Source organism: Longilinea arvoryzae, from assembly GCF_001050235.1.
Taxonomy (GTDB): Bacteria; Chloroflexota; Anaerolineae; order Anaerolineales; family Anaerolineaceae; genus Longilinea; species Longilinea arvoryzae.
On the sequence record NZ_DF967972.1, the window covers coordinates 3,298,313 to 3,323,605 of the forward strand.

Sequence of the window (25,293 nt, forward strand, 5' to 3'; positions counted from 1 at the left end):
TCCTAACGCAAATAGGAGGCAAAAAACAAGGCGATATCCTGATTCGAGTAATAATGATCGCTATAACCGCCGAATTCGAAACCCAATTTCATCGCCAGGCGTATGGCGGCGTGATTTTTGGACTGCATTTCCAGGATCATCCGGTGCAAACCGCGCTGGATCGCCCATTCCTGTGAGGCCAGCACCAACGCCGAAGCAATGCCCTTGCGCCGCGCCTCTGAATGGACCGCCAGGTCGGTCACCCACGCGGTGGACGGAGCCTGCTGGTCAGAAAGGGCAATATATCCGACCGGCGCGCCGGCCATGACCGCCACCAGGATTTGCGAACGCGATTTCCATTGATCCAGGAGAAAACGAGCAGAGCGCGGATAATCAATCCTCACCGCCCGTGGCAGGCGAATTTCGCGAAAATGAATATCGATTTCACCTTCATTGATGACGCGGTCCATTTGCCAGACGTAATTGGATTGGATCTGGTGTTCGATTTCGGCCAGGACCGGGATATCCTGTGCAACGGCAGGGCGAATTTCGATTTCAGGCATTGGGCTGCTCCATCAATTACCGATGATCCGAATTGCTATGGTACAGGCCGGGAACGTGTTATTCGCGTTATCCGTGACCACCAGACGGAGTTGATAATCGCCCGGGATCAAGGATTCGGTATTCCAGGCATGTTGAGGTTCGGCGTCCGGTTCAGGTGTACTCGCCACAGGCACATCGTCCGCGGCGATCGTAACCCATTCGGTGCTGCCGGCCTGCACATACTCATATTTGTAAAATCCGAGGTTGGTGACATTGACGAGAAAAACGAGATTGACTGTTCCCTGAATCTCATCCCCATTTTGTGGATAGATCCATTCGATGCTTCCCGGTACGCAACCCTCGGCTGTGACTGCCAGCGGCGTCGCCTGAACGGATTCGGACGTAGGCGTTACCCCAACTCCAGAGACCGGTAATGTCGCGGTCGGCGTGGAAATCAAATCCAGCGTAGGAGTGGCTAAAATCCTCTGGTTGGGCATAGCCGGAGCCACGAACGACACCAGAATAAACTCCGCCAGCATCAATAAGCCAAAGATTACGACCAGGGTCAGGGCGAAACTGATCTTGCGTTGGGCGACGATTCTTTCGAAACCAAATTGGGCAGATCGCCATTCTCGTGCTGCCAACGCCAGTCTGCGCAAATAAAACAATAACGCCAATCCTAACAGGGCATAGATCCAGATCTCGTAAGTCTCCAGAACTGGGAATAAGTCCCTCATAGGCAGCGTTACAGACCTCTCAAGACAATAAACCTACGTGATTCTGTGCAATTCTCATTCCAGACTGCGCAGAATACCCAGAATCAACGTTTTTAATTTGGGAACAATCAACTGGCCGGCCTGTAACACCTCTTCGTGGGATGTAGTTGTAGAACCGTCCAGATTGGCTTTATTGCTGATCCCTGAAAAACCGACCACACGGGTCTTGCCGTGCCGGGCAACGATCACCTCGGGAACCGTCGACATGCCCACCGCGTCTGCGCCAATGGTGCGCAGGAAGCGCAGGTCGGCCGGTGATTCGAATGAAGGGCCAGCCAGACAGGCATACACCCCTTCGCGCAGATGGATGTCCTGGTGGGCAGCAATCGCGCGAACCTGTTCGATCAGTTTTCGATCATATGCCTGACTCATGTCCGGGAAGCGTTCGCCCATCTCATCCAGGTTCGGGCCCCGCAGAGGGCTGAGGCCGGCCATGCCGATCATATTGATCTGATCCGTAATCAGCATCACATCCCCGGGCAGGTAATCGGGGTGAATCGCGCCGGCTGCATTCGTTATGATGATCAATTCGACGCCTAGGCGTTGCATGGCTCGGACCGGCAGGGTAATCTCCTGCATGGAGTAACCTTCATAATAATGCACGCGTCCCTGCATGACGATCACCGGTTGATTTTCCAACAAGCCAATCACCAATCTTCCAGCGTGACCGGGAACCGTCGATACAGGCCAGTAGGGTAAATCCTCATATGGAATGACATCCGCCTTCGTCACTGCATTGGCCAGATCGCCCAACCCAGATCCCAGAATGAGTCCGACGCGGGGTCTATATTGCGTCCGGCTGCGAATTGCATCAGCGACCTGGTCGATTTCTGGAAGTGTAAAAAATTCCTTACCTGCCATTTTTCCTCCCAAGTATAAAATCCAAGAAAATAGGCGGCACGAATAATGGATCTACAGTACCGAATCAAATTATAACATTAGATCGTTTTTCACATTGAAAACCTATACGAATTTGCGCAAACCTTATAGTTGGTTTACAATCTTTCAGGTGCCGGATTGTTTTCCGAAATCACTGGTAAAATAAAAAATGACTCATTATCTGAAAGATATATTTTTGATCGAGTGAGTTCTTTGTCGTTTCAACTCCGCAACCAACTCGTAAATCAAAAGGAGATCTCTCCACTTGCCTTAGGGGGGTACGGTGCATGAATCTCATCGATCCACGTCTGTATTTACAACGGCTTCATCGCTTTATATTAGGTCCCACTCGTAATCGAAATAAATTTTCCGATTTTTATCTTATGTTGGAAGATCAGCAAAGATTAGCTCTTCCCGCGATTCTACTGGCATTGATCCTCTGCCTGTTCCTACTGCTCTCGGCGATCTGGTCGACCCAACCCTTGATCTACCGCCAGGTCAACACAGGCATCGGTTTGTCTGGATTTCTATATCTCGTCCTGGTCTTCTTCATCATTCTCCCCCATTATGGAAGCGCGAGTCGGGGCTTGCGGCCTTTGTTTGTGATCGTCAATTCTGGGTTGATCATCATCGCAAGCATTTTCCAGTCGTATCTTTTCAATGGCTTTACCTCGATCATCATTATTCTAATCATGGTCACCAGCGCCGTCCTGACCGGCCGCTATCCGACGTATCTATTTGTTGTTCTGACAATCGGTATTCAGATTGCGTTGGAAGAAAAATTCCATATTGTAAGTTTCGATAACTCCCGGCTGATCCATCTTTTTATTTTGATATTTACCATCCTGGTTACCGAAACCATTACGATGATGCGCCGGACGATCACATTTCAATATCATCGCCTCGAGATTCTGAACCAGATTGCCCACAACCTGTCATCCTCGCTCGAAATGCACCAGGTGATTGGCCTGGTCAGCAACGCCATTCAGACGACGCTGGACGCAGATACGTATTACCTGGGACTCTTGCACGGCAATATTCTCGGATTGGAACTGCTGTATGATGACGGGGAATTCTTCCCGAACGTCGAGATCCGAATCGAAAATTCTCTGGCCGGTTGGGTTATCTCGAATAAAAGACCTCTGCTGCTCCGAAACGTCACCACAGAGGCCCGAGAAAAATATGGCATCCGTTTATCCACCGTGGGTAAACCCATTCCCAGCAATTCCTGGATGGGGGTTCCGTTGGAAACCAACGGGCGGATTTTTGGAATTGTTGCGGTCGCTTCTTACATGAAGAATCAGTTTAACCAAAGCGATCTGGAGTTATTACAGAATGTTACCCAACAGGCCGCCATGGCCCTGGATAACGCGGCTCATCACGCCGAAGTGGAAGACCAGTCCCGAAAAGATACCCTGACCGGGACGCTCAATCACGGTGCATTTCTCAAATCGCTGGCGCGAGAAACGTTCGAAGCAAGATCCAGCAATCAATCCTTGAGCCTGATCATGCTGGATATCGATAAGTTCAAGGAATATAACGATCATTATGGTCATCTGGTTGGCGATCAGGTCTTGGTGGCCATCTGTGATACCATCCGGCGACACATCAAAAATAGCGACCTCATCGGGCGCTGGGGCGGCGAGGAATTTGTCATTGCCCTGCCCAATGCCAGTTGCGCCCAGGCGACTCAGATTGCCAACCGAATCCGGCGCGCGATGATGGAAATTTCCCTCTTCAGTCGGGATCAGAAGCCAATTCACGCACCCACGATATCACAGGGCATCGCCGTGTTCCCGGGGGATGCCGGTGAAACCAGTGAGTTGATCGATCTGGCGGACCAGCGACTCTACAAGGCGAAGGAACGCGGCCGGAATCAAATCGAGCCCGATAATATCGACGCCATGCTCTCGAGTGACGCCTATTTCGGAACAAAAAACTGACCGTTGGTCAGTTTTTTGTTGAGCGTTCAAAGAATTTCGTGAAATGCCTGGATGGTTTTTTCGACAGCCATGTCGTCGATCCAGTAATGTGTCACCATGCGCAGGCCGCGTTCGGACACCACCCCAACCTGAATGCCTTTCTCTTTCAAGCGTCCGGCGACCTCGGCGGCGGTAAAGGGTGCTTCATTCTTGAGTGATGGAAAAACCATGTTCGTCGTGGGTTGGCCCATTTCAAAGGCAATGCCCGGTATTCCCGCGAGGCCTTCGGCCAGACGGCGGGCATGCTGGTGATCCTCGACCAACCGCCGGGTCATGTGCTCCAGTGCGTAGATACCGGCCGCCGCCAGGATGCCCGCCTGGCGCATACCGCCGCCCAACTGTTTGCGAATTCGGCGGGCGCGCTGGATCACGGCCGGACTTCCGCACAGCACCGAACCGACCGGAGCGCACAACCCCTTGCTCAGGCAGAAGGTAACCGTATCGGCCGGCGCGGCCAGTTCAGCAGGCGTGACCTGCAGGGCGGCCGCGGCATTGAAGATGCGCGCGCCGTCGATGTGCAGCAACAGGCCCTTGCTGTGCGCGAACTCGCCCACAGACCGCGTGTATTCGACGCTCAACGGCACTCCGCCGCAACGGTTTTGGGTGTTCTCCAGGATCACCATTTTATTGATCGGATGGTGAATATCATCCGGCCGGATGGCGGAACGGATATCTTCCAGTAAAAGCGTCCCGTCGGCCTGGTTGGTCAGCGTGTGCGGGAAGACGCCACCCAACGCGGAGATACCCCCGGCCTCGAACAGAAAGGTATGACCCAGGGTTCCCATGATCGCTTCATCGCCGCGTTCGCACTGTGCAAGCACCGCAATCAGATTTCCCATCGTGCCCGAGGTGACGAATAATCCGGCTTCTTTTCCCATTTTGGCGGCCGCCATTTCCTGCAGACGGTTGATGGTCGGATCTTCACCATAAACATCATCCCCCACCTCGGCAGCCGCCATGCTGGCGCGCATCTCAGGGGTCGGAAGAGTCACCGTGTCGGAACGCAAATCAATCCAGGACGCCATATCTACCTCCAAAAATTTTTAATGATTCGATCGTAGATCATTCAATATTTCTGTCAATTCCGGCGGCAGCGCAGCCTCGAAAGTGCGCGCTTTTTCTTCGCCCGGCAGTTGGATCGTCAAGCGGGCGGCATGCAAGAAATGGCGCGGTAAATCGATGGATGATTTGCGATGGCCGTAGATCGTATCCCCGACAATGGGGCAGCCCAAAAATGCCAGGTGCAGACGAATCTGGTGGGTGCGCCCGGTGAGCGGATGGGCTTCGATCAGTGAGTGGCGCGCGAAAGTCTCGACCGTGAAATATTCGGTCACCGCTGAGCGCCCTTTTTGTTCGGAGACGATCGCCATTTTCTTACGGTGGCTGGGATCCCGGCCAATATAGGCCTCGATGCGCCCGCTCGGCGTCGGCGGAAAGCCGTCCACCAATGCCAGATAGATCTTTTTTACCTTGCGGGATTTGAACTGGTCCTGCAGCCAGTGGTGGGCGTGATCGTTCTTGGCAATCAGGATGAGGCCGCTGGTATCCTTATCCAATCGATGAACGATGCCCGGTCGGCGTTCGCCGCCTACGCCCTCCAATTCAGGAGCATGTGCCAGCGCAGCGTGGACCAACGTTCCAGTACCGTGTCCGGCGGAGGGATGCACCACCATGCCAGCCGGCTTGTTGATGACCATGACGTCTTGATTCTCGAAGAGGATATCCAGTGGAATTTCTTCCGGAACCAGGTCGCTGGGCGCCGGCGCGGGAAGGCGGATTATCACCTTTTGATTGGCCGCCAGAAGCATCCCGGTCTTGGTGACCACCCGGTCGTCCACACTGACAAACCCATCCCGAATGAGCGCCTGCAAACGCGAGCGGGAAAATTCGCTCAGATGGGCCACCAGAAATTTATCCAACCGGTCCGCGGTCGCGGCGGTGATGGTAAACGTCATGATCGATTCGCTCAAGGCTTTTCCTCGCCATCTGCCGGTGAAACCGGATGATCCTTTTCAGCCTGTTTCCGGTCGCGGCGTTCTTGCAGCCACACCCCCAGAATAAGCACACCCACGCCGCAAGTAATCGACATATCCGCTACATTGAACACCGCAAATGAACCAATCGAGATGAAGTCGGTGACATGGCCGATCGTCACCCGATCGATCAGGTTCCCCAATGCGCCGGCCAGCATCATGGCGGTGGCCAGACGCACGATGTGCTCTTCGCGCGGAATACGCGGATAGACGACGAAAATGGCGATCGAAACAATGGCGGCCAGGATCGAGAAGATCAAATTCCCATTTTGGAACATACCAAAGGCGACCCCGGTGTTGTACCAGTGGACGATTCGCGCATACGGCGCCAACCAGATCCACGGCATCCAGGTTTCCTGCAAAGCCAGGTTATTTCGAATGATCGATTTCGTAAATTGGTCTACTAAGATGATCAAACCCGCAATCAGAACCAGGGGGATGTAATCCCGTAGTGCTTTTTTCAAGCGCTCCTCCATGCCCAAAAAACGTCCTCTCATTTTACCCTAAATGGGAAAGGTCTGCAGCCGAACGATGCGGGTCCCGCATTCGAAAAGGCGAAATACAATCGCTCCCTGCGAGAGTGACCCGCAGGGAGCGATACGGTTTCATTTCGAACAGTTATGCTTTCACCAGCCCGACGGTCACCGTTTCGCCGTCGAAACCGTCCGCCACCTGCGGCCAATCTTCCGGCACCGCTGTATCCGCCAACTCGACGGTCAGAGTCTCGTTGGTGATGTACTCCTTGAAGGTCTGCACGGCTTCGGCCAGAGCCGGCGTCGCCTGATAATATACGCGGATGCGATCGGCGATATCCAGGTCGGCCGTCTTGCGCAGATCCTGAACGCGGCGAACGAATTCGCGCGCCAGGCCTTCCTTCACCAGTTCAGGCGTCAGGTCGGTGACCAACGCGGCCAGGTAGGCGCCCTCGGAAGCCACGGAAAACCCGGCTTTGGCCTGCGCGCGCACCTCGACCTCTTCGGGCAGGACCTCCAGGGTTTCGCCCTCGATTTCCACCTTTACGGGTTGTCCGGCCAACAATGCACGCGCTGGAGCCTCCGCGTCCATCGCCAGCAGGGCCTTGCGGATGGCCGGGAACCGGCTGCCGTATTTCTGCCCCAGTTGTTTGGGGAGCGGGTTCAGGCTATATGCAACTGCTTCGCTGGCGGCATCCAACGCGCGGACGTGTTTGACGTTCAGTTCATCCTCGATCAGTTCAGCGTAGTTCTGCATCGCTTTGCGTTCTTCGATGCTGCCCACCGAGAAAGCGGCTTCGGACAGAGGTTGGCGTACCTTTCGGTTGGCTTTGTTGCGGGCGGCATGTCCGACCGAGACCAGCTTCATCACCACGGCCATATCGCGGTTCAAATTCTCATCGATGACGGCCGGATCGAATTCAGGCCAATCACACAAATGCACCGAATCGGGCGCCTCCGAATTTACGGAACGGACCAGGTTTTGATAAAGCTCATCCGCCATAAACGGCATGGTTGGCGCCAGCAATTTGCTCAATGTCACCAGAGCTTCGTACAACGTGGCGTAGGCGGCCTGCTTGTCCTGGTCGGATTCGCTCTTCCAGAAACGACGCCGCGAACGGCGCAGATACCAGTTGGAAAGGTCTTCGACGAAGGATTGGATGGGGCGGGTCGCGCCGAGCACATCGTAATTTTCCAACGCCTGGGTGACATTCCGAACCAGCTCATGCAGGGAGGAACGCAGCCAGCGGTCCAGTGGACTGTAAGCAGGTTGGACACCGGGTTCGGGCTTCCAGCCATCCAGGTTGGCGTAGGTGACGAAGAAGGAGTAAGTGTTCCACAGGGTGAGTGTGAAGGTGCGCACCACATCCGCCACCAGGTCCGCCGAGAAGCGGCGTTCCTGCCCGGCCGGGCTGGCCGTGTAGAGGTACCAGCGGGTCGCGTCGGCGCCGTTTTGGTTGAGCACGTCCCACGGATTGACGACATTCCCGCGCGATTTGGACATCTTTTGGCCGTTGCCATCCAGGATCAGGCCCAGGCAAATGACGTTCTTATAAGCGACCTGGTTATTCAACAGGGTGCTGATGGCGTGCAATGAATAGAACCAACCGCGGGTCTGATCGACGGCCTCACAGATGAAATCGGCCGGATATTGCTCCTTGAATTTCTCCTGGTTTTCGAATGGATAATGCCATTGGGCATACGGCATGGAGCCGGAATCGAACCAGACATCGATCAGTTCAGGCACGCGGTGCATCGTTCCACCGCAATCATGCTGCCAGACCACTTCATCCACGTACGGGCGGTGCAAATCCGACTCCGACATATCCCGGCCGGCCTTTTCGGAAAGCTCTTGCACCGATCCCACACACACCTGAGTGTGGCAGCGGTCACATTCCCAAACCGGCAGCGGCGTGCCCCAGTAACGTTCGCGACCCAGGGCCCAATCGATGTTGTTCTCCAACCAGTTGCCAAAACGGCCGTTCTTGATGTGCGCCGGATACCAGTTGATCTGCTGGTTCAACTCCACCAGCTGATCCTTAAACTGGCTGGTGCGGATGTACCAGGTCCGGCGAGCGTAGTATAGCAGCGGAGTTCCGCAACGCCAGCAGAATGGATAGGTGTGCGTAATTGTCCCGGAGCGGAACAGCAGCCCGCGGGCTTCCAGGTCTTGCATGATGAAAGGATCGGCATCCTTGACGAATTTGCCCGCCCACGGGCGCACTTCCGAGATGAACGTGCCATCCGGAGCCACCGTCATCAGGATCGGTAGATCCTCTTCCATCGAGACATTCATATCTTCGGCGCCAAAGGCCGGCGCGATGTGCACCAGACCGGTGCCATCGTCGGTGGTCACGTAATTGGCGTTCACCACACGATAGGCCGGTTTGTCGGTCGGCAGGAAGGTGAACAACGGCCGGTAGCGTTTTCCTTTCAACTGCTTGCCGGAATAGCGCTCGACCACGCGGACCGGTTCGTCGGTAAAAATCTTCCCGACGAGAGGCGCCGCCAGGATGAGATACTCTTTGCCGCCGTCCGGCAGCGCGCGTTCGATTTTGACATACTCCACGTCCGGGTGCGCGGCCACAGCCACATTCGACGGCAGCGTCCAGGGTGTGGTCGTCCACACCAGCAGTGAAGTATCCGGCTGGTCGACCAGGGGCAGGCGAATGTAGACGGAAGGATCGGTCGCCTCGTCGTAGCCCTGCGCCACTTCATGGTCCGAAAGTGGCGTGCCGCAGCGCGGGCAGTAGGGAACCACCTTGAAGTTCTGGTAAAGCAGATTGCGATCCCAGTAATTCTTGAGGATGTTCCAGACCGATTCGATGTATTCGTTCTTGTAGGTCACGTAGGCCGTATCGAGATCCACCCAGTAACCGATGCGGTCGGTCAGCTTTTCCCATTCCTGGATATAGGTGAAAGCCGATTCGCGGCACAGCGCGTTGAACTTACCGATGCCGTAATCTTCGATCTGCTGCTTGTTCTTAAAGCCAAGTTTTTTCTCGACTTCGATTTCGACGGGCAAACCATGCGTATCCCAACCACCCCGCCGGCTGACGTGATAACCGCACATGGTCTTGTAGCGCGGGAAGATATCCTTGAAGGCGCGCGCCAGCACATGATGAATGCCGGGCCGGCCGTTGGCGGTGGGTGGTCCTTCGAAGAAGACGTATTCGCGCCTGCCCTCGCGTTGTTTGAGTGAGCGGTGGAAGACATCGTGACTCTTCCAATTGCGCAGCACGCCTTCTTCCATGATTGTGACATTAAGTTTAGGACTGACGGGTCTAAACATTCGACCTCCACGAACGAAATGTAGATTTGCAGAAATACAAAAGCTCCCATCCCCTCAGGGACGAGAGCTTGTTCTCGCGGTACCACCCTGCTTCCTCTCAGGATGAGAGGCGCTCAGCCAGGCACGCTCTGGAAGATAATGCCCGCACCCGCAATAACGGTGGGTGAGCCCGGCGCACCTACTGGCAGTCTCCTGCGTTCAGGTTGCCGCTTCGGAAGGATTTTCAGTTTCGGTATCTGCCCCGGCTTTCACCTCACCCGGGTTCGCTGTCAGAGACCACGAAACTTACTCGTTTCCATCAACGCGTTTATCTAAAAATTATGCCACAAACGAACTCTTTCGTCAATGAGCAGTCAACGACCAACGTGAACATTCGTCGATATCGGATGTCCAACGGGTTGGCGGCAAAGGCGTACAATTGCCGCCTTAATCGACATCGATTCCGACACAACTCGAAGAAAAAACGTACCGCGCAAGCACTTCTTGATTAAGAACGGATTTGTATGGATCGAAAACATACACGATCTGCAATTCATGCAAGCCGGCTTGGTCCGGAAGGGTGATATCGTCATCCACGATGACCTCCTGTTGACCATCGAAGTGAGCTATGAAGAGGTCTCTGCCCACAAAATCGACCTGGTGGAAATCGAAGAACCGCATCAGGCCATAGTCGACCACTGCATCCGGTAATTCATAATTCGAGAGCCAAAGCTGGTAGGGAAAGGTTCGTGAAGCCTTGCCGGTCTGGATGAAGCTCATCTGCCTTTTGGATGGATGCGACTTGTCCAATATAGACGCCGGGGAATTTGCAAACATGACCCGCAACCCGAAATCCACCTCAGCCGGTTGGGAAACACCCTGAACGTCTGGAGTCACGTCCTTGAACGGCAGATCGTTATCATCGATGATGATCACAGCGCGTTTGCCCGTGACAATGCACCCCTGCCCCAAATCTCGTTCGTTTTCATCCCAACGATCGCGGTTATACGGATCGCGAAAAGCCATAATGATGAAATCGTGCGCGCCCGAACCGCTGATGTCGATTTGGAGAGGTACGTAAAGCGCACCTTCATTTTTTATGCTTACTTCATGCAGCAGCCCGAACTTCTCATCCAACATAAATGGAACCTGTTTGTAATCAACAATGGCCGTTATTAGAAAAGTCGATTCCTGCGCCGCATTGATCACCAGATCGACTTTCAAGGGTTCACCAGAATCGAGACGGAGCTCATCGTTCTGAGAAAGGCGGGATGGCTGCGTATGTCGATCCTCTGGCCTGACAAAACCGATTCCTGCCTGTGATGAATCATAGATGCGGACGCCGCCTTCATCGATACTCCACTCGATGGTCTCCACCTGATCCGAAAACGATCCGTGGGTAATGACATCCTGAATGCGCTCACCCGGCGCGGCGGTTGTAACTGGCGCCTGGTTGCTGGAACAACCGCAGAGCAAGGTCAAGACTAGGAAAAGAAAAATGACGCAGGACAATACTTTAGATTTTTTACTCGTAGAGGGTTTATTCAAGTCCATGTCGAATCCTTATCCAATTTAATGTGGTTTCATCAGCACAATGGCCAGAGTGGATTAATTCCACTCTGGCTGGTTCGAATCCAATTCGACAGCATCATCCAGGCAGGTAATTACGGATTTAAAGTCTTTTCCGTAATCAGGGTTTGATCTCCATAACCGGTTTCGTGGAAGAAACTCCACGATTTTGCGGTGAAAGTATATTTCCATTGATACGTTTTACTTGTAAAACAATGGGCATTGTAACCTACGGTATGATTAGCGCAGGAATCGACCACTCCGGCCGTTCCTACCTTTAGGGTGCCATCCGCCCAAATATCATCCTCGTTGAGGTCAGATTGACTATTGTGGCTCCCGTTATGCTCCCATTTCGCAGGCAAAGGAGTAGGATAATATACGTACGTCGCGTCTGTCCAGCCAGCCCGGTACACAGTCGCAAGCGATGCGAGAAGATTGTTACCGACAGGTATGGCGGGTACGCGATCCACGACCGGGCCACCTTGCCGAATTACGATCGGCCCTGTATCTTGTTGAAAATTGGTTTCATCATTGGCATACACGACATTGGTGACTGCCATTGATAAAAACAGAGCCAATCCCAAAGCAATCGATATACATTTCTGAAGGAACAGTGATCTCATTTTGGAATCCTCCTTTTTGAATCGTGCATTTGGTCTCACAGAATGTAATTTCTATAGCCGTATCTTTTTCGATCTTTTGAAAATGAGTTTTTTGTATCGCTACTTTTATTTTTCTCCTCACCTCCTTTTTATAAATTAAAATTATTACAACTACTATTAAAATTATAATTATTTATTTTCGCAATCAATTGACAATTATCTTAAAATTTCCAAAAAAAAATTTAAGAGGCAGATCGAAAACAAGAGATCCGGTCAGGCTAAACCGGATCTCCTGTATTTAATCCAATCAGTATTCCAGAGAATTGGCGAGTTAAAAAATGGGGTGAACAACCGAGTGGGGTTGCATTAACTCCCGATTACGTCGTAGAACAGCGGCAACGCCGGGGCGGGTTCTGTGCTCCACTGGTGCGCGGCCAACAGGCGCTCCTTCGCGGCGGCCAGTTTGGCGGCGTTGTTGGCGTGGATGGTAAATAGATCTTCACCCCCTTCGACGAAATCCCCGACCTTATGGTGAATCACGATGCCCACCGCGTGGTCGATGGAATCCTCTTTGCGCGCCCGGCCGGCGCCCAGTTCCACCGAGGTCTCGCCCACCTCGCGGGCATTGATTCCCAGCAGGTAACCGGCCCGCGGCGCCGTGACCGTCTCGATCAGCGGCGCGGCCGGCAGGCGGTCCGGTTCATCCACGTAGCGTACATCCCCACCCTGAGCCTGCACCAACCGGCGGAAGCTTGCCAGCGCTCGGCTGCTTTCCAGGGCTGCCTCGGCCATGGTGCGCGCTGATTCAAGGTTGGCGGCTTTGCGTCCGATCACCAGCATGTACGAAGCCGCCACCAGGCAGTGCTCGCGGAAATCTTCAGGCCCATTACCGCGCAGCGTATCCAGAGCCTCGCGCAATTCGAGCGCGTTTCCGACCGCATTGCCGAGGGGTTGATTCATGTCCGAAAGCAGGGCAATCACTTTCCGCCCGCTCAAGGCGCCGATCGCGACCATCAGATGGGCCAATTTGCGACCCTCGCCCAGGTCCGCCATGAACGCGCCCAGGCCGATCTTCACGTCCAACACGATGGCCTGCGCGCCGCCGGCAATTTTTTTGCTCATGATGGAAGAGGCGATCAGGGGAATCGACGGCACGGTGCCGGTGACATCCCGCAGGGCATATAGCTTTCCGTCGGCCGGCGCCAGATCACCGCTCTGGCCGGTCAGCACCAGGCCTTCTTTACGCAGTTGTGCGATGAACTCTTCACGGCTCAGGTTGGTGCGGTAGCCGGGGATGGATTCCATTTTATCGAGCGTACCGCCCGAAAACCCCAGCCCGCGCCCTGACATCTTTCCAACCGGCAGCCCGCAGGCTGCCACGATGGGCTCCACCACCAGCGTGGTCTTATCGCCAACGCCCCCGGTGGAATGTTTATCGACGGCGATCGGCACCACGCCAGTCAAATCCAGCATCTCGCCGGAATGCGCCATGGCCATCGTCAAATCTGTGGTCTCGCGCTCGTTCATTCCGCGCAGCATCACCGCCATCGCCCAGGCAGACGCCTGATAATCAGGGATTTCACCGCGGGTATACCCGTCGATGAAGAATTCGATTTCTTCGCGTGAGAGTTCTTCTCCGTCGCGTTTCCGGATAATAATATCTACAGCCCGCATCGGAACTCCTATCTCTTTCCCTTTCCGAACCAGGGAAAATTTATTTGCAACTTATTCATTTTACTCTTTCAGCCTTCAGCCTGGAAGAGTGTGCCAATTTCCGGAGGAGCAAACGAATCAAAAAGGCGTTTCTTTCGAGTGATCTCGAAAGAAACGCCTTTTCCTGCGGGATGTGATTATCCCTGTTTCTTCAAAATGATGGTCACTTTGCGGTTGGGCTCTTCGCCGGTGCTTTCAGTGGTCACCAACGGGTGATCGCGCAATTCGAGATGAATGACGCGGCGTTCGTTGGCAGGCATCGGTTCCAGCACCTGGCGGCGGCCGGTATGCACAGCCTGTTCGGCCATGCGGCGCGCCATCTGGCGCAGTTGGCGTTCGCGGCGTTGGCGGTACCCTTGAATGTCGATCGTCATGGGGACCCAATGGCCGACCTCTTTGCAGACGATCAGGCTGGCGATGTACTGCAACGCGTTGAGCGTTTCAGATCGCCTCCCAATCAGAATGCTCAGGTCATTTCCCTGAACTTCCACCAACACCATCGGATTCTCTTCATCCTCTTCATTTTGAACGTAGCTGGCGTTTACAGTGGCTTTCATGCTCATCTTATCGAGCAGCTCACCCACTACGGCGCTGGCTGATTTCAAAATTTGAGGGTCGCCCGCCACAGATACTTCGGCTTCTTTGGCCGGTGCGGCGGGTGTGCTAACCGGAACAACGGGAGCTTCGCTGCTTGGGGGTTGGGCAACCGGGTGTGATTCGGTGGATTTGAATTTCAAACGAATCCGGGCCTGCCGGCTGCCAAGGCCAAACAGGCCGCGGCTGCCGGTATCCAGCACTTCCACATCCACCATCTCACGCGAAATGCCCAACTGGTTCAAGCCGCGAGCAACCGCTTCGTCAACGGTCGGTGCAATGATTTCCAGCGTGGTCTTTTCCTGACTCATACACAGCCTCGATGATCGTAGAGTCTATTTCTTGCCTTTGGGTTTATTCGTTACCGGTTTCTTGCTCACCGGTTTATAACTTACCATTTTTGGGGGTTCTTCCTTCTTCCCCGGCAGAAGGTTTTTGATATTCAGTTGTCCCAACAACGCATACTGGGCAATACCGATCAGGTTCGATACGAGGAAGTAGACCGCCAGGCCGGATGCCAGCGTCAAAGCCATGTATCCCATCAGGAAAGGCATGTACAGGTTCATCATCCGGGTCATCATGGCAGCCTGGTTGTTGGGATCGCTCGGGTTGGCGGTTTGCGCCGGCGTCATCAACTTGGACTGCAGGTAGGTGCTTGCGGCAACCACAACCGCCAGGATCGGAATTCCAAAGGGAATGCCGGGAATATTCAAGCGCTCCGGTTGGCCCAATTCCATCCACAGGAAATGGCTGTTGAGTGGAATCAACGCCGAAACTTTGAGCAGGCTGGGGTAAATATGCCGCGTCAGGTTCATCATTTCGAGCGGGGTCGCAGCCATGGCCTGGATCACAGCCTGGTAGAGGCCAATGATGATCGGGAATTGGATCAGGGTGGGCAAACAGGAGGAAAACGGGTTAATTCCCAATTCCTTCATCAATTTCTGCTGCTCGACGGCCTGTTTTTCCTTGTCATCCTTGTATTTTGTCATGATCTCGACATAGCGCGGATCCTGCTGCAGGGTCGTCATCGCCTTGCTGCCCTTGATCTGCCTTGCCATCAAGGGATGGGTGACCAGGCGAATCAGGATGGTAAACAGGATGATCGCAATGCCGAAGTTCCCTACCAGATTATAGATGAACAGCAAAGCATTGATGAAAGGGGTGATAATCAGTGCATCCCACATAATTTCCTACCTATTCCTGGGGTGGATACGACCATTTTTGGTTGCCGTTCAGGTCAAAAGCAACCAGGGTGACCTTGCCTTTGGTCACGCCCACCAACATCGTATCACCGGCCAGAACAACGCCGGAATAAAGTTTACCTTCGACGGTTCGAGTCCATTGTTGGACGCCGTTGAAATCAACTGAAATAATATTGCCCGTTTCGGATGAAAACACGAGGCTGGTGTCCAACAGTGCCGGTGTTCCAACCAGGACATCATTCTCCAACGTCTGCTTCCATTTCTGCGTCCCGGTCGCAACGTCCACCGCGTACACATTCCCCTTGACATCCCCCAGATAGATCAGACCCTCACGAAGGATAGGCGTCATCCAGACCGCGTTATCGGTCTTAAAACGCCAGAGGATTTCACCCGTTTCGGAATTGAGCGCAACCAATTCATTGGCAATGGTCGCCTGATAAAGCACGCCATCCCCAACGGCTGCCGGATAAACCATCGCGCCATTCAGATCGGTCTTCCATTGCAGACTTCCATCCGCCGGATCGATCGCATAGAGCCAGTGATCCATGCCGGCGACGAATGCGAGCTTTCCATCGCTGGCCGGCTGCGCCCAAAATGCATCCGTGGAACCAAATTTCCAGAGCTGTTTACCGGTCAGGTCGAAGCCGTAGACGGTCTTATTGGCATTCGGAGCAATGATGACATCCCCAACGACCAACGGACTGGCCACCCAACGCCCGGCCTGATCGAAAGACCATTGCTGTATCCCGAGTTTTGGATCCAGGCCGTGCAGCGTCGTCGAGTAGTCTCCGGCCAGCAAACGATCGCCAGCGATTACCGGTGCGGCGAAATAATACCGGCCAGCTTCGGCTTTTTCAGCAGGATATTTCCAATCCAGGACGCCATCAGCCAGGCGAATGGCGAAAACCTGGCCTGAATTGGCCAGATAAGCTACATCACCGCTGGTAGAAACGCCGGGAAAAGAATTAGCAGGGATTGCGCCCCCGCATGCGGTGAGCAGCATGGCTGCGATCACCAGCACAAATAGCAATGAAGTGTACTTAGCTTTCATGGATTCTCATTGGGGAAAAAATCCCGTCGGGAACCGGGGCCCGATTATGGCACAGGGTCATAACCACCGGCGTTAAACGGGTTGCACCGTACCAACCGGCTGATTGCCAACCACGTTCCCCGGATGGCGCCGTGTTTGTAAATCGCCTGGTAGCCATAATGGGAACAGGTGGGATAGAACCGGCAGGTGTCCGGTGGAAGCGTTCGTGCAATGGTCAACTGATACAACCGGATCAAGAGCAGTAGAATCCAGCGCGGGAAATTTCGAAGTGTGAAGGGTAAATCGCGCAACCGCGGCTCATTGGGATGTTCACGGACGATCATCTGAGCCCTTGCCTTGCTGCAATAAACCAGCGCGTTCCAGCAACTTTTTCGAGGCCGCCTGAATTTCGATATAACTGGCGGTTGAGATGGCTGACCGCGCCAAGAAGATCAGGTCTTTTCCAGGTTTCAGAGTTGGGAGCAGACCATCGATCGCTGCTCGTAAGCGTCGTTTTGCCCGATTCCGCAAGACAGCATTGCCAACGGTCCGGCCTGCAGATACGCCGATGCGCAGTCCGCCCTCCGGATTCGGGTCGACTACCAACACAACAAGCGGGTGCGCATAAGACTTGCCTATACGCCGCACCCGCTTGAAATCGGTTGACCGGGATAATCGAAACCTTCTTCTCACTCATTTACCAGCCCACGTTTGTAAATCGCGGCCGATCCTTCGTCCCTGGCCCAACCAGTGTTGTTCTCCTGGTAAGACCAGGCGTTTCCCTACCACTGAATCCGTTTGACGTGATTGTTCATGCTGACGGTCAATTTGTGACGACCTTTGGCGCGGCGGCGCTTCAGGACTTCGCGGCCATCGGCCGTAGCCATGCGAGAACGAAAGCCGTGCACGCGCAGGCGGCGATGGATCTTCGGTTGATATGTCCGCTTGGTAGACATTACGCTTTCCTTTCAACATCCATTAGAGTTCGGGCAAAATGCCGAATTGGAATTATACCGTATTCATGGCAAAGGGTCAAACAACTGAGCCACAAATTCATCCGGGAAAAAAGATTCCCGGGTTAAATTTTATCAGGGGTGAATAATTCAGCCAACTCGGCCGCCCCTTCGGGGTCGGTAATGGCCAAAATTTCGTCTCCCGCTTCAATCACCGTAATACCCCTTGGAACGATCACCTCGCCTTTTCGAATAATGGTGGCGATCACACACCGTTCCGGCAGGCTTAGGTCTTTGATCATTTTGCCGATTGCGCGAGCCTGATCCGGGATCTTCTCTTCCACCAGAGAATAATTACCACGGCGCAGCTTTAACAGGGTCATCATGTCGCCCATCGACATCTCTTCCTGAATCAGGTTGGAAAGGATATCCGCCTGATTGACAGCCACGTCCACATCGAACTTCTGATCGAAAAGCCACGCATCGCGTGGATTATTCACCCGGGCGATCGTCCGTTTGGTATGATAGCGATTGCGCGCCAGATAACACAATACCAGGTTGATCTCATCGCTGGTCGTGCAGGCTGCCAGTACATTGGCATGTTCGATTCCGGCCTGTTCGAGCACGAGCGGATCCACCGGATTGCCTTCGAAGATGATCTCCGTCGGCAATTCGCGGTGCAGCCGGCCGAGGACATCTTTGCGACTCTCGATGATATGGACTTCGTGTTCCTGCTTGATCAACAGGCGCGCCAGTTGTGTTCCAGTTCGGCCGCCACCCGCAATTAAAACATACATGGTTTACTCCCTCTCTACTCTTCGGCGCGCGATTTGCGAACCTTCTGGCGCAGCGCGGTAATCCCATCCAGAGTTGCGCTGATATGAACGATGTCATTTTCCTGTAAAACCATATCCGATGTTGCCAGCACAGATGCACCGGCCCGGGTGAGCGATACAGGTACGGTCTCAGTGCCCTCCAGCAGGCTTTGCAGTGTCGTTCCTTGCAAATCAGCCGGTACTTTCAACTCGTAAATTTCAACTTCGCCATTGCCTGCTGAAAATACGGTCCGAATTTCGGAGTGGTAAATCATCTCTTCCAAACGTTGGGCTGCCCAACCGGTCGCGCTGATGACTTGAATATTGAAAGCCTCATACAGCTCCCGACAATTCGGGTCATAATTGCGCGCCACCACGTTTTTCACATTAAAGGCTGTCTTGGCGGTGTTCGCAATCACCAGGTTAAGCGCATCCGAATTGGTCACGGCTGCCAGCGCGTCGCAATGCTCGATGCCGGCCCGATGCAGCACATCGTAACTGAGCGTATCGCCCTCATAAAAACGGCCCTGGAAATCGGCGGGCAGATGATTGAACGCGGTCGTGCTGGCATCGATAACCGCAACGTCGTGTCCGCGCTGGTAGAGTCGGTAAGCCAGTTCAGCTCCCAATCTTCCGCATCCAACGACAATGATCTTCATTGATTACCTCGTTTACAAAAATCAATCCAGATGATAGGGAATTTCGTTGATCACAATTCCCTTTCGATTTAACAGGACATTTCGTAACGTATCCGCCGTTCGCATGTGCAATACGTTGGTCACCAGGTTGGGGGTGACGAACTGGGGCACCACCACCGTAATAATATCATTCATCTGGCGCTGCGAATCGATATCATCGATATATTCCAGCAAAGGCTCCAGGAACAACCGGTAAGGCGAATCCAGAATCACCAGACGAATGCCGTCCCCCCAGGTTTCCCATTTTTGTTTGATCTTTTCAGCTTCCACGGGATCGATGGAAACGTGGACGGCGGTAATATCGTTCGACAGCGTGCGCGCGTAGCGCAGCGCCGCCAGGGTGCCGCGATGAACGCCGGCGACGGTTAGAATGACGCGATTACGCGAGATTTGAGGAGGCGCGCCATAATGATCCAACGAGAGGACCTTCGCCACCGATCGGTAATGGCGGTGGATGGCCAGGAAGATCAACACCAACACCGGAATCAGGCTAATCACGATATACGCGCCGCTGACGAATTTGGTGATGGCGAATACCAGCGTTACCACCAGCGTAACCGATGCGCCCAGGCCGTTGATGACCATTTTGACCCACCAATGCGGGTCGTGGTGCAGTTTGGAGCCGCGCTCGGCAACTTCCTCGCCGGGCTTCAACCTTCCGGATTTGTACCAGCGGTACGCCATACCGGATTGGGATAACGTGAACGAGAGGAACACACCAATCGCATACAGCGGGATCAGGCGGGTGACATTGGCCTGGAAGATGATGATCAACAACACCGCGACCCCGGCCAGCATGGCGATGCCGCGTGAATAAACCAGGCGGCTGCCGCGGTAGGTAAGCTGTCGCGGCAAATAGCCATCCGCCGCGGTCAGGGCGGCCAACCAGGGGAAACCGGCGAAAGCCGTGTTGGCGGCCATCATCAAAATGACCGTTGTCGAAGTAATTGCCGCCAGATAGAAAACTCCGCGGCTATCGAAAACCGTCCGCGCCAACTGCGAGATGACCGTCTCCTCTTCGGAAGGCATCACGCCCACCTGATGGGAGAGGAATGTGATCCCCAACATCAAGGAGCCGAGGATGCAGGCCATCATGATTAAAGTGGCGCCGGCATTCTTGGCGCGCGGCTCCTTGAAGGCTGTGATACCGTTGGAAATGGCTTCCACCCCGGTCAGGGCTGTCGTGCCGCTTGAAAAAGCTCTGAGAATCAAGAAAATGGTGACCGGTTGAACAATATCGAACGCCAGATCCTGAGGCGGATCGATCACATGACCCAGCGATCCCAGCGCCAAATACCGGACCAGGCCTACGCCGACCGTCAAAACCATCATGATAATGAAGAAATAGGAAGGGATGGCGAACGCGCTGCCCGATTCCTTTATGCCGCGCAAATTGACAACCATGATAAAGATCACCATTGCCACTGCCAGCAGCACCCGATAAGGAACCAGGACGGGCGCAGCGGAAACCAGTTGGGCCACACCGGACGAAATCGATACGGCCACGGTCAGTGCGTAATCGGTTAACAGGGCTGCTGCGGCAACCAGCGCAGGAATCTCTCCCAAATTATCGCGGGATACGATATACGCGCCGCCCCCATTTTGGTAGGTGTGGATGGTTTGTTCGTAAGATAACGTGAGAATGGCCAGCAGGATCACGATGGCGATGGCCAGCGGAATGGAGATGCCATAACCGGCCACGCCGGCTGCCGCCAGAACGATCAGCATTTCCTGCGGCGCATAGGCAACCGACGACATCGCATCCGAAGAAAAGACAGCCAGACCGATGAACTTTCCAATCGTTTGCTGAGCTGAATCCGCCGTTTGCAGGGGTCTGCCGACAAGCCAGGTGCTGAAGGACGGTTTAGGTTTATAGTCCCCCACCCTGCGTACGACGGTCGTCCCATTGTGATCTTCAATATTCATGCATTCTCACATCAATACGGTGATGCTGCCATCCAAGAAAATATTGAGACAAGGCGATGGATTATACTGATGATCCATCCCAGGGTCAAGGATTATCCATTGACCCTTTCCTTTGAATGAAAGATGCGTGGATAACAAAACCGGGGAACGACCGATCCGGTACCCTCCATTATAGTCAAAAATAATCCAGCAAATATGGATATCGTGCCGGATCGCGTATAATGAAAATCAGTATTTCTATAAAGGAGGATTTCATGACTCACATACACGGTCACCCTACCCGTGTGGCCATCATTGGCGCTGGAAATGTTGGCGCCACATTTGCTTATGCTTTATTGCTGAGCGGCCTCTCCAGCGAAATCGTCCTGATCGATGCCAATCAGGCCAAAGCGGAAGGCGAGGCCATGGATCTGATGCATGCCGTACCGCTCGGACCTCCTACTCGAGTTTTGGCGGGCGGTTATGAAGATTGCGCCGGGGCGGCGGTAACGGTGGTGACTGCCGGCAGCGCGCAGCGCCCGGGAGAAACGCGCCTGGATCTGGCGGCGCGAAATACGGAAATTTTCCGACAGATCATACCCAATATCGTTCGGAATAACCCGGACGGGATTCTGGTGATTGCCACCAACCCGGTGGATGTATTAACTTTCGCTTCACAGAAATTCTCAGGTCTGCCCTTCGAGCGGGTGATTGGTTCGGGGACCATTTTGGATACGGCACGCTTCAGATACCTGCTCAGTCAGCATTTCGGGGTCGATCCACGCTCGGTGCACGCCTTTATCATCGGTGAGCACGGCGACAGCGAAGTGCCGGTCTGGTCGCTGGCCAACCTGGCCGGAATGCGCCTGCCGGTATATTGCGCCGCAAACGGCATGCACTGCACCCCGGAAACGCTGACCGACATCTTCCAACAGACCCGGGACGCCGCCTATCACATCATCGAACGCAAGGGCGCCACTTTCTATGCCATTGCCAGCGGGTTGACGCGCCTGGTCGAAGCCATCGTCCGCGACCAGAGCACAGTGATGTCCGTGTCAAGCCGTATTCAGAATTATTACGGCATCAGCGACGTCTGTTTCAGCCTGCCCACCGTGATCGACGGCGGCGGCGTGGAACGCGTCATTCAATTGGAACTGGATACCGAGGAATTGGACGGCTTGAAGAAATCAGCCGAAGTATTGAAAAACACCATCCATCATTTGAAACTGGATTAGGGTAGCCGTCTTGAACACCAAGCAGAGCTTTGGCTCTGCTTTTCTTATCTACGAAATTCGTAACACCGCTTCGCCGTTGAACCGGCTGTGTTTCAAATCGATCAGGGCCCGGTTCGCATCCGCCAGATCGTAGTTCTGCACTGTTGAGTGAATGTCAATCGCCTGCGCCAGGGTCATGAATTCGGCGGCATCCTAGCGGGTGACATTGGCCACCGAACGCAGGGTGCGTTCTCCATAGATCAATGCGTAGGGCAGCGCCGGAATGGGGCTCATATGGACCGCGTTGATGGCGACCGTTCCGCCCGGGCGCACGGCCCTCAATGCCTGCGGAACCAGTTCTCCGGCCGGCGCGAAAAGGATGGCCCGATCCAGTAGATTGGGTGGGGTCTGTTCGGCGGTACCAACCCAACCTGCCCCAAGTTCCAATGCGTGCTGCTGGTGAGCCTTTGAACGTGTGAAAACGCTCACTTCACATTTCCAGTGCCGGGCCACCTGCAGAGCCAGGTGCGCGCTGGCCCCAAACCCAAACAGTCCAAGCCGCTCTCCGGGTTTCAGGTCACTCAATTTCAACGCTCGATATCCGATGATACCGGCGCATAGCAGCGGAGCCGCCTGTTCGTCGATCATATTGTCCGGGATGGGCACCATAAACCGCGCGTCGGCCAACAGGAAATCAGCATATCCACCCGGGACTTGATAGCCGGTAAACAGGGCCGTTGGACATAAGTTTTCCAATCCGCGCCGGCAGCATTCACAATGCCCGCAAGCTGAATGCAGCCAGTAGACTCCCACGCGCTGGCCCAGGAACGATTTTTCGACGCCCGCGCCGGCCTTGACCACGAGTCCGACCACCTGATGGCCCGGAGTGAGCGGATACTGCGGCGGGATCAGTTCGCCTTCCACCAGGTGCAAATCGGTATGGCAGACGCCGCAACAGCGCACCTGAATCAGAACCTGGTTTTCACCCGGTTCAGGGATTTCGACCTCCTGCAGTCGTAGGGGCAGGCTCTCTGCCGGACCCGAGGCGTTCAATTGCATCGCGCGCATGGACCTTACTCCTGGATGACTCCCAACAGACCGTCTTCGGTCAATTCCGTCAGGCGAACGCGATCAAACCGGTTCCAAAGGCGTTCCGGCGAATAGGCCCTGACCTTGAGGTAATGGTCAGTCAGCCCGTGCAGCCGCCACCCCTGTGGTCCGGTCGAATCGGTCGATTCCCACAGGACGGTCACTTCTTTCCCCAGTTGGTTCTTGCGGAATGCCAGATTGCTGCGGGCAATGGCCTCCCGCAGCCTGGCGCCGCGTTCCCTGCGTTCCGCATATGGCACGGCGTTGGGTAAACGTACAGCCGGCGTTCCGGGGCGTTCCGAATAGGCAAAGACGTGCCCGCCGGCGAACTGCATCTGCTCGACAAAGCGCAGCCCTTCTTCGAACTCCGGTCCGGTCTCACCAGGAAATCCGGCGATTAAATCGGTCGTGATCGCCATTTCCGGGGCGGCCCTGCGCGCCAATTCGACCAGACGGCTGAAACTTTCGGGGGTCGTCTTGCGCGCCATGCGCTGCAAAGTGGCGGCCGATCCGGACTGGAGGGGTAAGTGCAAATGCCGGCACATGCGGGGATTCTCCCACAGGCCGAAGAATTCTTCGTGTAAATCCCAGGGTTCCAGCGAGGACAGGCGCAGCCGTGGAACATCGGTTTCCTTTAAAATCGCTTCGATCAAGTGATAAAGATGCACCGGTTTCGGAAAATCGCTTCCCCACGAGCCCAGATGCACCCCGGAAAGCACCACTTCATTGACGCCGCCTTCCTGGGCCGCCTGGACTTCAGCGATGACCTGCGAAACCGGCACGCTGCGGCCCGCGCCGCGGGCGATGCGCGTGATGCAGTACGTGCAGTGATTATCACAGCCATCCTGTACTTTAAGGAAAGCCCGCGTGCGCAGGTGCAGTCCGGGCAAGGGTTCGCGTGCCAGCGGTTCGAGATCGAAACGCTCTTCGGGCAAATTCAAATAGCCAGACACCAGGTGGTCTTTGTCATCGTTGGGTACCAGCCGGCGGACGCCTGGCAGCGCCAGCGCCGCCTGCGGTTCGAGGGTCGACCAGCAGCCGGTGACCAGAATTTCTGCCTTCCCGGCGCGCGCGGCCTGGCGAATCTTCTGGCGAGAATCGGATGCGGCCTGCGAGGTCACGGTGCAGGTATTCACCACCACAACATCCGCCTTGCCCGCCGAATCGACAATTTCATGCCCGGCGGACCGGAATTGGCGGGCGAACTGTTCGATCTCGCTTTGGTTAAGGCGACATCCAATCGTATCGAGGTAGACTTTCATACCCCGCTATTTTACCCGTTTATGCGGTCGAATGAAAATCGATTACGGTTTCAGCGCTGCAAAATTATCGAAGAACACTTCAACGCCAGCGGTATCATAAGCCCCGGCGATTACGCCCACGTCGCCGGAGGTGAAATCTTCATCCGTCACTTCGAACAGCTTGATTCCGTTGACAGAAAAAGTCAAAATGGAACCGTTGCAAATCGCCTGCAAGCGGTTCTTATCGCTGCCGCGGTGAATCGCTTCGGAATATTGAAGCATATCCCCACTGAGGACCTGATATTCCCCGTTTTTCACCTTGATGATGCCGGCGTATCCATCCGAACTGATCACGAAGGCGTAGAAATTATTCTCGTCCTGGTAGCGGCAAATTAAACCGTAATCGTTATCGTCCGGGCCAGCTCCCTTTTTGATATCCGACTCGAGATGCACGTTATCGTAGTTCTTACCGGCTACCGACCAGTAATCGAACTGTGATTTATTTACGAAGATGCGCAAGGCTCCATCCGTATAATCGATGGAGGATCCATCCTCGCCCACCCAAACCTTCCAACCGCTCATTGGATCGGTGAAGTTATCGACCATCAGAACGTTATCGGATTTCTGGCCGCCAAAGATCTGTTCCACAACGTCATTAAACGAACAGCCCGTCAGGAAAATGATCAAAATGAGTACCGTCAGGATCGTACCTGCCAACCGCCGCATGCACTA

General features: G+C 54.5%; 23 protein-coding genes, 1 pseudogene and 1 other annotated feature. Of the genes and pseudogenes, 2 read left to right on the plus strand and 22 right to left on the minus strand.

Going from position 1 to position 25,293, the window contains the following annotated elements; genetic code table 11:
- Positions 1-2: 2 nt before the first annotated feature.
- Genes LARV_RS14695 through LARV_RS14705 form a run of 3 tightly spaced genes read right to left on the minus strand, consistent with a single transcriptional unit; the run spans position 3 to position 2,159 of the window.
- Positions 3-542 (minus strand): GNAT family N-acetyltransferase, encoded by a 540-nt coding sequence (locus LARV_RS14695; protein ID WP_075074340.1) that lies wholly within the window; start codon positions 540-542, stop codon positions 3-5.
- Positions 543-554: 12 nt separating this feature from the next.
- Positions 555-1,259: a hypothetical protein gene (locus LARV_RS14700; RefSeq protein ID WP_075074341.1), complete on the minus strand. Its 705-nt coding sequence runs from the start codon at positions 1,257-1,259 to the stop codon at positions 555-557.
- 54 nt (positions 1,260-1,313) lie between these two features.
- Positions 1,314-2,159: a purine-nucleoside phosphorylase gene (locus tag LARV_RS14705; RefSeq protein ID WP_075074342.1), complete on the minus strand. Its 846-nt coding sequence runs from the start codon at positions 2,157-2,159 to the stop codon at positions 1,314-1,316.
- Between the two features lie 401 nt (positions 2,160-2,560).
- Here LARV_RS14705 and LARV_RS14710 point away from each other — a divergent pair, with 401 nt between their 5' ends.
- Positions 2,561-4,120: a GGDEF domain-containing protein gene (locus LARV_RS14710; protein ID WP_075074343.1), complete on the plus strand. Its 1,560-nt coding sequence runs from the start codon at positions 2,561-2,563 to the stop codon at positions 4,118-4,120.
- Between the two features lie 26 nt (positions 4,121-4,146).
- Here the strand turns inward: LARV_RS14710 and ltaE are convergent, their stop codons facing one another.
- The 16 genes from ltaE to LARV_RS14790 form a co-directional block, all read right to left on the minus strand.
- Entirely contained in the window at positions 4,147-5,184 is a 1,038-nt protein-coding gene (gene ltaE / locus LARV_RS14715) for a low-specificity L-threonine aldolase (protein WP_075074344.1), read from the minus strand.
- Between the two features lie 18 nt (positions 5,185-5,202).
- Positions 5,203-6,129: an RluA family pseudouridine synthase gene (locus LARV_RS14720; protein ID WP_201785927.1), complete on the minus strand. Its 927-nt coding sequence runs from the start codon at positions 6,127-6,129 to the stop codon at positions 5,203-5,205.
- Positions 6,126-6,656, minus strand: coding sequence for a signal peptidase II (gene lspA, locus LARV_RS14725; protein ID WP_172797888.1), 531 nt, complete (start codon positions 6,654-6,656; stop codon positions 6,126-6,128). The genes LARV_RS14720 and lspA overlap by 4 nt, the downstream gene beginning before the upstream one ends.
- A gap of 154 nt (positions 6,657-6,810) precedes the next feature.
- Positions 6,811-9,957, minus strand: coding sequence for an isoleucine--tRNA ligase (gene ileS / locus LARV_RS14730; RefSeq protein WP_075074346.1), 3,147 nt, complete (start codon positions 9,955-9,957; stop codon positions 6,811-6,813).
- 53 nt (positions 9,958-10,010) lie between these two features.
- Positions 10,011-10,268: a binding site (T-box leader), on the minus strand.
- Between the two features lie 115 nt (positions 10,269-10,383).
- Positions 10,384-11,490, minus strand: a complete 1,107-nt coding sequence (locus tag LARV_RS14735) for a hypothetical protein (RefSeq protein WP_152031812.1) — start codon at positions 11,488-11,490, stop codon at positions 10,384-10,386.
- Between the two features lie 110 nt (positions 11,491-11,600).
- Positions 11,601-12,128 (minus strand): hypothetical protein, encoded by a 528-nt coding sequence (locus LARV_RS14740; RefSeq protein ID WP_075074348.1) that lies wholly within the window; start codon positions 12,126-12,128, stop codon positions 11,601-11,603.
- A 345-nt stretch (positions 12,129-12,473) separates the two neighbouring features.
- Complete coding sequence (locus LARV_RS14745; protein ID WP_075074349.1) at positions 12,474-13,781, minus strand: thymidine phosphorylase; 1,308 nt, start codon at positions 13,779-13,781, stop codon at positions 12,474-12,476.
- Positions 13,782-13,957: 176 nt separating this feature from the next.
- Positions 13,958-14,725 (minus strand): RNA-binding cell elongation regulator Jag/EloR, encoded by a 768-nt coding sequence (gene jag, locus LARV_RS14750; RefSeq protein WP_075074350.1) that lies wholly within the window; start codon positions 14,723-14,725, stop codon positions 13,958-13,960.
- 24 nt (positions 14,726-14,749) lie between these two features.
- Positions 14,750-15,598 carry a YidC/Oxa1 family membrane protein insertase gene (locus tag LARV_RS14755; protein ID WP_075074351.1) on the minus strand — a complete coding sequence of 283 codons (849 nt, stop codon included), beginning with the start codon at positions 15,596-15,598 and terminating at the stop codon, positions 14,750-14,752.
- A gap of 10 nt (positions 15,599-15,608) precedes the next feature.
- The gene (locus LARV_RS14760; protein WP_075074352.1) at positions 15,609-16,667 is read right to left on the minus strand and encodes a PQQ-binding-like beta-propeller repeat protein; all 1,059 of its coding nucleotides are present in this window, start codon (positions 16,665-16,667) and stop codon (positions 15,609-15,611) included.
- A gap of 44 nt (positions 16,668-16,711) precedes the next feature.
- On the minus strand, positions 16,712-16,957 hold the full coding sequence (gene yidD, locus LARV_RS14765; RefSeq protein ID WP_075075258.1) for a membrane protein insertion efficiency factor YidD: 246 nt from the start codon (positions 16,955-16,957) through the stop codon (positions 16,712-16,714).
- 19 nt (positions 16,958-16,976) lie between these two features.
- Positions 16,977-17,339 carry a ribonuclease P protein component gene (gene rnpA, locus LARV_RS20965; protein WP_075074353.1) on the minus strand — a complete coding sequence of 121 codons (363 nt, stop codon included), beginning with the start codon at positions 17,337-17,339 and terminating at the stop codon, positions 16,977-16,979.
- Between the two features lie 89 nt (positions 17,340-17,428).
- Positions 17,429-17,602, minus strand: coding sequence for a 50S ribosomal protein L34 (gene rpmH / locus LARV_RS14775; RefSeq protein WP_075074354.1), 174 nt, complete (start codon positions 17,600-17,602; stop codon positions 17,429-17,431).
- Positions 17,603-17,724: 122 nt separating this feature from the next.
- Positions 17,725-18,396: a potassium channel family protein gene (locus LARV_RS14780; protein ID WP_075074355.1), complete on the minus strand. Its 672-nt coding sequence runs from the start codon at positions 18,394-18,396 to the stop codon at positions 17,725-17,727.
- Positions 18,397-18,410: 14 nt separating this feature from the next.
- Positions 18,411-19,073: a potassium channel family protein gene (locus LARV_RS14785; RefSeq protein WP_075074356.1), complete on the minus strand. Its 663-nt coding sequence runs from the start codon at positions 19,071-19,073 to the stop codon at positions 18,411-18,413.
- Positions 19,074-19,094: 21 nt separating this feature from the next.
- Complete coding sequence (locus tag LARV_RS14790; RefSeq protein ID WP_075074357.1) at positions 19,095-21,038, minus strand: APC family permease; 1,944 nt, start codon at positions 21,036-21,038, stop codon at positions 19,095-19,097.
- A gap of 254 nt (positions 21,039-21,292) precedes the next feature.
- On the opposite strand from LARV_RS14790, the gene LARV_RS14795 reads away from it, so the two are divergent.
- The gene (locus LARV_RS14795) at positions 21,293-22,252 is read left to right on the plus strand and encodes an L-lactate dehydrogenase (RefSeq protein WP_075074358.1); all 960 of its coding nucleotides are present in this window, start codon (positions 21,293-21,295) and stop codon (positions 22,250-22,252) included.
- A gap of 48 nt (positions 22,253-22,300) precedes the next feature.
- Here LARV_RS14795 and LARV_RS14800 read toward each other — a convergent pair.
- The 3 genes and pseudogenes from LARV_RS14800 to LARV_RS14810 all read right to left on the minus strand — a co-directional run bounded on the left by LARV_RS14800 (position 22,301) and on the right by LARV_RS14810 (position 25,287).
- Positions 22,301-23,299, minus strand: a pseudogene (locus LARV_RS14800) (zinc-dependent alcohol dehydrogenase family protein).
- Between the two features lie 5 nt (positions 23,300-23,304).
- Positions 23,305-24,582: a MiaB/RimO family radical SAM methylthiotransferase gene (locus tag LARV_RS14805; protein WP_075074359.1), complete on the minus strand. Its 1,278-nt coding sequence runs from the start codon at positions 24,580-24,582 to the stop codon at positions 23,305-23,307.
- Positions 24,583-24,624: 42 nt separating this feature from the next.
- Positions 24,625-25,287, minus strand: a complete 663-nt coding sequence (locus tag LARV_RS14810) for a hypothetical protein (RefSeq protein WP_075074360.1) — start codon at positions 25,285-25,287, stop codon at positions 24,625-24,627.
- Positions 25,288-25,293 lie beyond the last annotated feature (6 nt).

Bases quoted from the DNA above. Each gene is read 5' to 3' on its own strand.
- LARV_RS14745 (WP_075074349.1), bottom strand. From the start codon at position 13,781: ATGCGGGCTGTAGATATTATTATCCGGAAACGCGACGGAGAAGAACTC.
- LARV_RS14790 (WP_075074357.1), bottom strand. From the start codon at position 21,038: ATGAATATTGAAGATCACAATGGGACGACCGTCGTACGCAGGGTGGGG.
- ileS (WP_075074346.1), bottom strand. From the start codon at position 9,957: ATGTTTAGACCCGTCAGTCCTAAACTTAATGTCACAATCATGGAAGAA.
- LARV_RS14695 (WP_075074340.1), bottom strand. From the start codon at position 542: ATGCCTGAAATCGAAATTCGCCCTGCCGTTGCACAGGATATCCCGGTC.
- LARV_RS14780 (WP_075074355.1), bottom strand. From the start codon at position 18,396: ATGTATGTTTTAATTGCGGGTGGCGGCCGAACTGGAACACAACTGGCG.
- LARV_RS14735 (WP_152031812.1), bottom strand. From the start codon at position 11,490: ATGGACTTGAATAAACCCTCTACGAGTAAAAAATCTAAAGTATTGTCC.
- jag (WP_075074350.1), bottom strand. From the start codon at position 14,725: ATGAGTCAGGAAAAGACCACGCTGGAAATCATTGCACCGACCGTTGAC.
- LARV_RS14760 (WP_075074352.1), bottom strand. From the start codon at position 16,667: ATGAAAGCTAAGTACACTTCATTGCTATTTGTGCTGGTGATCGCAGCC.
- LARV_RS14785 (WP_075074356.1), bottom strand. From the start codon at position 19,073: ATGAAGATCATTGTCGTTGGATGCGGAAGATTGGGAGCTGAACTGGCT.
- LARV_RS14710 (WP_075074343.1), top strand. From the start codon at position 2,561: ATGTTGGAAGATCAGCAAAGATTAGCTCTTCCCGCGATTCTACTGGCA.
- LARV_RS14700 (WP_075074341.1), bottom strand. From the start codon at position 1,259: ATGAGGGACTTATTCCCAGTTCTGGAGACTTACGAGATCTGGATCTAT.
- LARV_RS14795 (WP_075074358.1), top strand. From the start codon at position 21,293: ATGACTCACATACACGGTCACCCTACCCGTGTGGCCATCATTGGCGCT.
- LARV_RS14705 (WP_075074342.1), bottom strand. From the start codon at position 2,159: ATGGCAGGTAAGGAATTTTTTACACTTCCAGAAATCGACCAGGTCGCT.
- LARV_RS14740 (WP_075074348.1), bottom strand. From the start codon at position 12,128: ATGAGATCACTGTTCCTTCAGAAATGTATATCGATTGCTTTGGGATTG.
- ltaE (WP_075074344.1), bottom strand. From the start codon at position 5,184: ATGGCGTCCTGGATTGATTTGCGTTCCGACACGGTGACTCTTCCGACC.
- LARV_RS14810 (WP_075074360.1), bottom strand. From the start codon at position 25,287: ATGCGGCGGTTGGCAGGTACGATCCTGACGGTACTCATTTTGATCATT.
- rpmH (WP_075074354.1), bottom strand. From the start codon at position 17,602: ATGTCTACCAAGCGGACATATCAACCGAAGATCCATCGCCGCCTGCGC.
- LARV_RS14755 (WP_075074351.1), bottom strand. From the start codon at position 15,598: ATGTGGGATGCACTGATTATCACCCCTTTCATCAATGCTTTGCTGTTC.
- LARV_RS14805 (WP_075074359.1), bottom strand. From the start codon at position 24,582: ATGAAAGTCTACCTCGATACGATTGGATGTCGCCTTAACCAAAGCGAG.